A 9,283-nucleotide genomic window follows, 5' to 3' on the forward strand; every position below is an offset into this window, starting at 1 on the left:
TGCCCAGCTCCTGGACGTCCATCGCCAGATAGCTCTCTAACTCGTCCAGCGCAATCTGCGCAGCCAAGCCAACGTCACCTTCTTCCGCTGCGTAGTGAATCAGCGGGGTCATCGCATCCAGTCGCGTGTAGCTCGGCGACGCCTCATCTGTCACGTTGAGCGTCGCCGCCCACCGAGCCACGTCGCCCATGTCACGACCATCGAGGAAGGCCGCGTACATCAACGAGGCAAGGATGTTGCGCGCACCTTCCATGAAATGCTTGCCGTTTCCTTGCGCCTGCTCGATCTTGGGGTTAGCAAGTGCGTAGGCACGCATCTGCATCTGGTCCCAGCTACGCACACCAACGAGAGGCGACCAATGAACCGGCAGGATTCCCTGCTGCGCAAGACCATCCGAGGTCTCTCCCGCGGGGTCGAAGTGCCACTGCTGGCCCAGCCGACTGCGATGTTGGTAAGTAGCCATCATCACCTCCAGCTTGATCGTCGAGCTAACGCACGGCCCCGGCGCCAGCAGTACGGACGGCTCGATCGCACCGGACGACTTGCCAGACCCTTGGGGGCCGATCACCAGGAGCGCAACGCGCGGGGAGACCGTCATCATGCGGTCAGCATCTTCACTCGACCAGCCGATGTACCCACCACCGCCTGCACTGTCGTTCGAAGCCGCCATCAAAACCTCAAGATAGGGATCGTTGGAACCCATCACACGAGAAATCAGCCCCTCACTCTTCCCCGCTTCCGCCTCCTCTTTACGCTTGCGCCCGTATGCAATCAGCGAGTCAAAAACGTAGTAGCCCAAGGCATATGCGATGAGACTCGGGACTCCAAACATGCAGATGATGAGCAGCCCAAGCGCAACATAATTACCTCTGGCAAATTTGAGACCGAGCCGCCGATCGCGGTAACCAAGCACCGCTCCCCACACAACCGTGATGGTCAAGGCGACGTAGAGCGTGCTGTCGCCTGCGAGAGCGGCAAGCGCCATAAGCGGTGGCACAGCGACAGCGAATCCGAGCCAATACCACCAGCCGTTGCTGTAGAGCTTCGGTGCGATGACCTTTGCCGTGGGCTGCGACCCCCAGGTGTCGTTAGGCTTCATCGGTCCCTCCCTCGGTTGCGGTCGCGCTCCCTTTCGCGGGCTGCCTGCTGCTGGCGGCGGCGTTCCTCCCGCTCGCGAGCCTGCTCCCGAGCGTGTTCACGGGCACTCATCTGGTGATGCTCCTGATCCTCTTTGCGGTGTCCAGCGCGATCACGCTGCACAGTCTCTGAGGCCCCCAATTCGGCGTTTCCATCAGACGCTGGCGGTTCGTCGGAGCGGGTTTGCGACTGGCCCCTAGTCCGCTCCCGTTGCTGCGCAACCGCGCGTGCACGTTCACGAGCGGCAGCGGTCATCGACGATCTAGCGTCAACTCCGGGCTCAGCGGTGACGTGGGGCCGTGCTATCCGAGGTTCTGGGGCTGCCGCGGCACCGCTGCGCGCTGCCTTGCCCTCAAATTCTTGCGGGTCACGTCTCGGAGGTTGCTGGCTTACAGGGTCGTACGTAGCCGATCGCTCGGTGAGCTGCCGGTTGGTCTCTGCCCAACCGAACTTCTGTCCCAGGTCGGAGCCCTTGAACCACACCTGCTCGCCGTTGCGATCGGTGTGACCGTCGAGGCCGTAGCTGTAGCCGTTCATCTTTCCCTGCGGATGCCGCTCAGTTGGCTGTGAGACGTTTGCCCGCGCGGCCACCCCTTCCCTGCGGAGCTCTTCCTCAAAGCTGGCGCGCGTTCCGTCGCATGCCTGACGGGCGGTATCGATACGCTCGCGAAGTTGCGCCTTCTCAGGCACGACAACGCGGCCGGTGCGTCCTGACTCGCGGGCCGCGCGTTCACGATCGTTGCGTGACAGTTCGGGCGCATCGCGCTTGTACCGGGTGCTGGCATCGAGTAGGCCGTGGCGCCGTTCGATGTCACGCACAGTCGATTGCGCACGTGTCTTGTCGCGCCACTGGTCGACGATCTTTCCGTCCCAATTGACACGGCTCATCGTCACATGAATGTGGTCGTCTGCGTGCCTGACGGCTTCCCAAGGGGCATCAGCGAACCCCATCTTGGAGACGTACTCATTGGCGACTTCGCGCCACTCCCGGTCAGTCAGCCGTCGATCTTCCGGTGCGATCCGCAGTGAGGTACGGATAATCGGGTTCGTTAATTTGGGGTGCATCCGCTGCACGTGGGAGTCGATAGCCGCAGACCGCTCTTTCCACGATCGGCCGGCAACATTGCCCGCGACCTTGTGCGGGTTGCGGTGCTCTTCAAACCGGCCGGGTCCGTGGTCGTAGCTCATCGCGCCGTAGGCCGATGATCCACGCGTGATACGCGGGATCATTGCACTGTCCCGAGTTCGTTCCAATGGGCCATCAACTCGATGAGCCGCACGCCGTGTTCCTCGATCACTGCCGCCAGGTCCGCGTCGGTGTCTTCGGCAATCGCTTGCAACTGGGCAACATTGTTGATCGCACCCGCCAACTGGCGGCGGGTCTCAAGGACTGACGGTGTCGCGCGACGCTGACGGATATATCCCGCTCGGCCTACCAACACATCCCACGACCACGCCGACACTCGCGAATATCGCGCCTCACGCGCGGCCTGCTGCCACAACGCATAGTCATCGTCACTCACCCAGATGTTGACCAATTGGGTGCGCTTCGCGCTGACGATGCTTGCGCTTCGACCAACCGAAGGTAGAGCGGTCTCGGCCGAGGAACAGACCTCTTCGAGAGCGGCCAGAGAGCCCGACACCACCCGGTAGCGACGGTTCGTTTCATACGCCCGCTCGTTCAGTCGCTGGCAATTGTCCGCCAGGTCTGCGAGGTCATCGGTCTCGACGACTGGCATTCCAGGGCGAAGGTCGTCCGACAGCACAGCACGAGTCAGTGCCGCACGGCACCAGTGCGCCAGTGATCGCCGCACCCGCCCTCGCGAATCGCGCAGCGGTTCGCGATGCACGAGAACCAACAACTGTTGGTGCTCGGCAGGCGCGAAGCGCACCGACACGACCCGATTACGCATCCGACAGCGACCTTCCTCTCGGTCCCGTCTGCGGCGGACCGAGAGGGCGAATGCCTGGCCCGAAAGGGCCTGGCGAGCCGGTCCGCATGGCCCGCGATAGCGGGCCACTCCTGCATGCGAGCGAAGCGAGTGTGCAGGCGAGATGCCATGAGCGTAGCGAATGGCACCATCTCGCTGCAAGACTTTGCGTGGGGGTCGGTCGTAGCGTCTCGCGTCGCGTCGAGCTGGGAGGAAATGACGCGAAGCGTCGAGCCGACCGGCGAGATCTCGACGCGAGACGACGGGCTGGATCGGAGGTTTGTTGCGGCCAATGACGCGAAGCGTCCAGGCCGTGACAACCGACGAGACAGCCCGCTACGACCGACCCCCACAGTGGTCGTGCTTGCACGACCACCCGGTCTACCTCCGAAGGAGTCGACCGGGACCGAAGTGCGTGTCTAGCCGTTAGTCATATCGGCGTCTTACACTTCGCAACATGACCATCAAGATCACCGCGCTTCCGTCCGATCATCAGATCGAGGAAGCAGCCGCACAACGAATCCAACGACGGCGCGAAACCGGCAAAGCATTGGTGGATATCGCACGGCAACTCCAGGAATCCCAGCAGCGTGTCGATGAGCTAACTAGGACGTATGAAGATGCGTACAAAGAGGCGACGACCGATGCGTGGACAACTGCGGAACTAGCAGCAAACGGAATCCCCGCGCCGACCGCGCCGGTACGGCGTCAGCGTGGCGGGCGGCGACGTCCAAAGGCTGCGCCTGCTCAGAGTTCGGCCAACGTTGAAGAGAATGCCTGAAACGATCACCGCGCATGAGTTACGTCGCGCCGCAGAAGCTTCGTCATCTCGCTACAGACTCTCAGATGAGATACTGGGACACCCTGTTAGCGAGTGGATCGACTTAGCTACTCGTCCTGGTGCTTGCGGGCAAACGCTCGAAGTTCTCAGTCACGTGTTGCTAGATCGCCCCCTCCCGAGTGCCCGAAGCGAGCTACAGGCGCATCTGCTTGCGGGATTCAAACAGACAGGTTGGAGCGGAGCCGGAAAAGGAACCATGCAGACATGACCTATCCCCAAGATCACGACGACTTCAAACATGACGATGACTTCGATGACTCATCGTCCAAGATCCACTATGCGGCCACCCCTCTCCGCATACTCGCTCTTGCCGAAGTGAGTCAGCCAGCCTTCGCCGAGCTTCACCAACAGGGAGACACTCTTGAGTACAACCTCACTCTCCTGGAACGTCTCGTACCACCACAGTGCGCTGACTTGGATGCAGCACATGCGTACCTAGAACCAGCAATCCGTGACATTCGAAGAACGTCGCCTGTTGCCGAAGCAACGTGCGCAGCCTGGGAACAACGGACAGGTGGTTCCGAGTTTCCGCTTGTCGGGAAAGTTGGGTTCCTGGACATAGCCGAACGCGGGAAACGGTCTAGGGAGGAAGCGGAGAACGGCGGTAGAGACTAGTGGATTTGAACCCGGACATCATGGCCATGGTTGGACTCACTGATACGCCCGAGCCGGCACTCAGGGAGAGGGCTCGGGGTTGGCTCGATAGCAGAACTGCAGAGGAAGTTCGATCGATACCTCAGGAGTATCTGAGGCTTTTCGTCCAAAACCACCTGCTCACAGCGCATGCAATCGACTGTCTAGGCCCTGAGCAGGTGGAGTATGCCTATGGCCTAGTAGTGGGCTCGCCAGCTCTGGAGTTTGAGGCGCGCGAGGGCACGAAACGCAAAATTTTGGGGGCAGTGCAGGCGGTAGCTCCGGGAGATGTGCGGCTCGGGTAGAGCGGGTGGGCGCGCCGGGTTACCTGATATGGCTCGGCCCGTCCTACCCCAAGAATTTTTGCATATGGCTCGGCGTGTCCTACGCCAAGAACTAGGTTGGTGCGTGCAGAGTCCTGGGCATGGCGTCGCAAACACTCATGTCGGACGGGCAGTGGGCGTTAGACGTGTTGCTGCCTCACCGCCCGTACGCGACTAACGATCCGAAGAGGGGCCAGTACCGACACAGTCGAGACGACGCCCTCCTGATGCGCTATGTCGAGCACTCTCCTCATGCGCTTCTTGGTGCGATCGTCGTCGATTGCGACCACCCAGACGCCGCCCTGCGAGCGTTTGAGCAGCCTCGTGACCACCCGACACCGAACTGGGTAGCTCAGTCCCCATCAGGTCGCGGGCACATCGGTTGGTGGCTGAACGCGCCTGTGTGCCGTACCGACTCGGCGCGGCTGCAACCTCTGAGGTTCGCTCAACGAGTGGAGGCCGGCCTCCGGAGCTCGGTCGCGGGTGACCCCTCGTACGCTGGCCAGCTCACCAAGAACCCGATTCACCCGGACTGGGAGACCATCTACGGGCCAGCAGCGCCCTATGAGCTAACAGAACTCATCACCCCTCATACCCCTCGGCAGATGCCGAGGAAGCCCGAGCGGGCGGCCGGGCTCGGCCGCAACGTCACGATGTTCGACACCGCCCGCAAGTGGGCATACCCGCAGTGGTGGCGGCACCGTGACGGCACACAGCACGAGTGGGAACACCTCGTGTTGCAGTACTGCCACCACGTCAACACTCAGTTCGGTTCCGAACTACCCTTTACAGAGGTCAAGGCCACCGCCCAATCCATCTCACGCTGGATTTGGCGCAACTTCACCGAAGAGAACTACCGAGCCCGACAAGCGGAACTCGGCCGACGAGGCGGCAAAGTCATGACTGCAAAGAAGATCGAGGCGAACCGCAAGCGTGCGACACGCTACGACCGCGCGGCCGTGCACGCACTGGCCCTCTGATGGGCGCTGAGACCCCAGCTCGACGGAAACGAACAGCGCGCGAGGTGGCCGCGTCCCTGGGAGCCTCAGAACGCACAGTCCGCCGGATCATCGCCGAGCCTCGCAAGGACTTCGAACGCCGTGCTCGGGAGCGGCGGAAAATCGCCGCTGATCTGCGAGAGCAGGGCAAGAAGTACCGCGAGATTGCCGACGAGATGGGCTGCTCCGTCGGGCAGGTGAGCTATATGCTGCACGTTGCCCGAAAGAACGGCGAGCTACCGCCGTCAAACGTAACTGGGGGTTGAGTGTCGATAGAGGTCCGAGCGCATCAACTCCAACGCGGGGACGTGCTCGTCGACGGCATCACACCCGCGTTGATCACCGCCGTCACACCGGCCGATCCTGTGGGAGGCACCCCATATGTGCTGATTACGGCCCGCCTCCTGGACCCCGAGTTGGACGACGGCGGCTTCGACTTCACCGAGCCACACCACTCCCCCCGCCTCATCGATGACACCAAATGGGCCGGTTAGGTGCAGCGACTTCGGCGTCGTCAAAGATCCTTGACCACTGCCCACGCAATAGCACCGATAACAGCCATCGCGAAGAGCCCCAGGAGCACGGCCCAGAACGCAATGAGCGCAAACACCCCCGTAGTGATCGATGCTCCAGCGGCCACGACGCCAGTCCCCGTGCGCAGGGGCGTGAAGCCGTTGAGGAGTGCGTCGTCCCACAGCATGCGGTATGCGCAGTATCCGGTCGCGGCCGCGATCACCGCGAAGAGACCGAACTCCGCAAGATTGCCTGGTAGCGCGTCGATGTGATCCATCGTTTTCCCTCTTCCTGGCCCCCACCGATACCTAAAGAGACTTGCGCAACACAAAGTAGCAGTAGTGGCTGACAAATCTCCCCCGCCAACTGGGCAGCTACACCGGCGTTAAGGGCAAGGCAGCGCGGAGCGGTGTCGCGGCAGCTTCACGTATGACGAGTGAACACCGGCCTCTGTTAGCGACCTGCCGAGCAGATTTCCACCCACGACGACATTTTCGCTGGTAACGTACCTATACGTAAATACGTATATCCGCAGTAACGTATCTACGCAGAACCGTAAATACGTATATCTCTTTGGGGAAGCGTCGGGAGGCTAAACGCGTGTTGGTGATCGCTGTAGTGAATCTGAAGGGCGGGTCGACGAAGACAACGACGGCAGCGTATCTGCTGCATGCGCTGTCTGAGTCGGGGTTGTCGACGCTTGGCGTCGACTCGGATCCAGAGAACGAAAGCCTGTTGCGGTGGGGCGAACTGGGCGACTGGTCGGTGCCCGTCGTGGGTCTGCCGGTGCGAGACCTGCACAAGCGGCTGAACGCTGTGACGCGGGGGATTGATGCGGTGGTGATTGACACCCCTCCGATGGAATCGGCAAAAGGTATCGTGACCTCGGCATTGCGGGCGGCGTCGCATGTGGTGATCCCGATGTCACCGACCCCGATGGACTTCGACCGCCTCGGGTCTGTCCTCGAGGTCGTTGCCGACGTTGAAGCACTTCGTGAGAACCCCTGCATAGCTGCCGTCCTGCTGACTCGGGTAGTCACTAACGCCGCCTCAGGCGACGTGTACGCCTCAGCCGCGGCCGAGCTAACCCAGGTGCTACCTGCTCGAGTGGCACGCAAGGAGCAGTTCGCTCAGGGCTTCGGGCAACCGATCGTTGATGCGCTCAACACTGCATATGGCGATGCGCTGGGGCAGCTGTTGGACATGAAGGCGACGGCCACCGCATGAGTAGAGCAGACGAAATCCGCGCCCAGGCTCAGCGCGTCGCCGCCAAACCAGCAAACCGCTCATCGGCCGGCCGCGAGGAACAACTACGGCGCAGCGTCGCCCCGCGCTCCCGCACCAAGCCTGTAGCAAAGACGATTAAGTTCGACGCCGCCTTCAATGGCGATGTGCAGCGATGGCAGAACGACGCCGCCCTAGCCCTGGGCATGTCCCGAGTGACGTTCCAGCAGACCGTAGACGCCCTACTCCGGGAAATGCTGACCGACGCTGACCTCTCCGAGCGGATTCGAACCAGGATCACCACTGAGACGGACTAGCGATGCCAGATGCCCCAGCTCATAGGGGATTATGAGCTGGGGCATCTGGTGGGTCGGAGGACGCTCTATCTACCCGCGTGGGACCATTCTCGCGGTGCCGCTCTTGATGCCGAAGACGTAGGCGTCAACCTGATAGGCGCGCCACCATGTTTGCGAAAAGTGAGCCGCTGGATCGCGCTCTGGTCGTAGTAGCCGCCTGCGCGTGTGGGGTGGATGCGGTAGGTAGGGCGCCCTGGAACTTCGTAAGTGATCGCGCCGTTCCGGATGATTGCGGCCGTGGTGGGCGTAAAGACCCCTCCCGTCCTATGCAGGACGTAACGCCCATCGTCGACACGGGCTGTCGCCGCGCCGGTTCCTACGATCAAGCCAGCACCCGTAAGAGCGGCTGTGGCGGTTGCGATCATCGCGGTAACTACTTGCTTGTGCATGTGCATTGAACTGCTACTTCCCTCTTAGTGAGATCATGTGTCTCGGTGGGGTCCGGGCAACTACCACTTGTCCGGACTTCACCCTTGCCCCCTGGTCAGGGGTTCAGGACGTTGGTCTTTCAATGACTGCTGCGCACGACCCTCCCTCCCTCGTAACCGATTCACCGTCACCGTCTAGGCATCTCGGGATTCCTCTACAGGACGTATGGGATAGGGGTTGCGCATGATGTGCTGCCAGAAGGGGTCGGCGTGCACGGGTGTCTGCCGTGTCAGGAACCACTGGCTCCCGAAGAAGCCCACCGCATGCCCAGGCAGCGGTCGAGAGATGTGGTCCGGCTCAAGGACACGCTGACGCTGGATCGTCCAGTTCGGCTGTTGCTGCGTCACCTTCCGTGAGTACGGCCCAACATAAGAGGTCGACTGACTGACACCCTCGATCACTCGGTCGTAGTGCCCTGCCGCTTCACTCAGGGTGTGAGTCACAGCCGGATCAACGACACCAGGCAGGATGAGTTTGGCGTTGAACATAGACAGGAAGTCCTTGGCCGCGTCTCGCCATCGCTCATTGGCCTGGCTCAACGATTGCAGCGCGATGATCAAGTGCAGCTTCTGGCCACCAGCCTCCGACACGAGCTTTGGAATGGGCATCGGCGCAGTGTTCGTAACCTCATCCAATACAAACGTCAGATGCATATGAGGGTCGGGCTCAACCCCAGCCTCCACGGCGCGATGATAGTTGTACTGCGCGAACCGAATTGCCTCCAACAGGCCCGCAACGATCGGCCCCAGAGCGTTCTGATGCTCGGTCGGCACCGTAATATGCAGCGTGTCGCGCGAACGTACGAAAGCGTCAGGGTCAAAGTTCGTGTCCTGACTGATCTTTCGGACCGAAACAAGGTTGTAAGCCGCAAGAATGTCACGCAGAGACGATGTGTACT

General features: G+C 61.5%; 10 protein-coding genes and 1 pseudogene. 6 read left to right on the forward strand and 5 right to left on the reverse strand.

The features are described from left to right. The 3 genes from M4D77_RS22570 to M4D77_RS22580 all read right to left on the reverse strand — a co-directional run. A partial coding sequence (locus M4D77_RS22570) for a hypothetical protein (protein WP_259937489.1) occupies positions 1-1,099 on the reverse strand: 1,099 nt, incomplete at its 3' end. Then, entirely contained in the window at positions 1,096-2,367 is a 1,272-nt protein-coding gene (locus M4D77_RS22575; RefSeq protein WP_259937491.1) for a relaxase/mobilization nuclease domain-containing protein, read from the reverse strand. The genes M4D77_RS22570 and M4D77_RS22575, both read right to left, overlap by 4 nt. Then, positions 2,364-3,050 carry a hypothetical protein gene (locus tag M4D77_RS22580; RefSeq protein ID WP_259937492.1) on the reverse strand — a complete coding sequence of 229 codons (687 nt, stop codon included), beginning with the start codon at positions 3,048-3,050 and terminating at the stop codon, positions 2,364-2,366. Before M4D77_RS22580 ends, M4D77_RS22575 begins: the two co-directional genes overlap by 4 nt. A 475-nt stretch (positions 3,051-3,525) precedes the next feature. Between M4D77_RS22580 and M4D77_RS22585 the strand changes: the two genes are divergently transcribed. The 4 genes and pseudogenes from M4D77_RS22585 (at position 3,526) to M4D77_RS22600 (ending at position 6,129) form a co-directional block, all read left to right on the forward strand. Continuing rightward, entirely contained in the window at positions 3,526-3,849 is a 324-nt protein-coding gene (locus M4D77_RS22585; RefSeq protein ID WP_259937493.1) for a hypothetical protein, read from the forward strand. 1,135 nt (positions 3,850-4,984) lie between these two features. Next, positions 4,985-5,434: pseudogene (locus M4D77_RS22590) on the forward strand (replication initiation protein); the annotation flags it as partial. A 36-nt stretch (positions 5,435-5,470) separates the two neighbouring features. Then, the gene (locus M4D77_RS22595) at positions 5,471-5,845 is read left to right on the forward strand and encodes a primase C-terminal domain-containing protein (RefSeq protein WP_259937499.1); all 375 of its coding nucleotides are present in this window, start codon (positions 5,471-5,473) and stop codon (positions 5,843-5,845) included. Continuing rightward, on the forward strand, positions 5,845-6,129 hold the full coding sequence (locus tag M4D77_RS22600; RefSeq protein ID WP_259937494.1) for a sigma-70 region 4 domain-containing protein: 285 nt from the start codon (positions 5,845-5,847) through the stop codon (positions 6,127-6,129). Before M4D77_RS22595 ends, M4D77_RS22600 begins: the two co-directional genes overlap by 1 nt. A 248-nt stretch (positions 6,130-6,377) precedes the next feature. Here the strand turns inward: M4D77_RS22600 and M4D77_RS22605 are convergent, their stop codons facing one another. After that, on the reverse strand, positions 6,378-6,653 hold the full coding sequence (locus M4D77_RS22605; RefSeq protein WP_259937495.1) for a hypothetical protein: 276 nt from the start codon (positions 6,651-6,653) through the stop codon (positions 6,378-6,380). 323 nt (positions 6,654-6,976) lie between these two features. Between M4D77_RS22605 and M4D77_RS22610 the strand changes: the two genes are divergently transcribed. After that, a complete protein-coding gene (locus M4D77_RS22610) occupies positions 6,977-7,603 on the forward strand; it encodes a ParA family protein (protein ID WP_259937496.1) in 627 nt (208 codons plus the stop codon). After that, positions 7,600-7,917, forward strand: a complete 318-nt coding sequence (locus tag M4D77_RS22615) for a hypothetical protein (protein WP_259937497.1) — start codon at positions 7,600-7,602, stop codon at positions 7,915-7,917. The genes M4D77_RS22610 and M4D77_RS22615 overlap by 4 nt, the downstream gene beginning before the upstream one ends. A 602-nt stretch (positions 7,918-8,519) precedes the next feature. On the opposite strand, the gene M4D77_RS22620 is transcribed toward M4D77_RS22615, so the two are convergent. Beyond that, positions 8,520-9,283: type IV secretory system conjugative DNA transfer family protein (locus M4D77_RS22620; RefSeq protein WP_259937498.1), on the reverse strand; the 764-nt coding region annotated here is incomplete at its 5' end.

Source organism: Gordonia sp. p3-SID1431, assembly GCF_025143765.1.
GTDB lineage: Bacteria > Actinomycetota > Actinomycetes > Mycobacteriales > Mycobacteriaceae > Gordonia > Gordonia hongkongensis.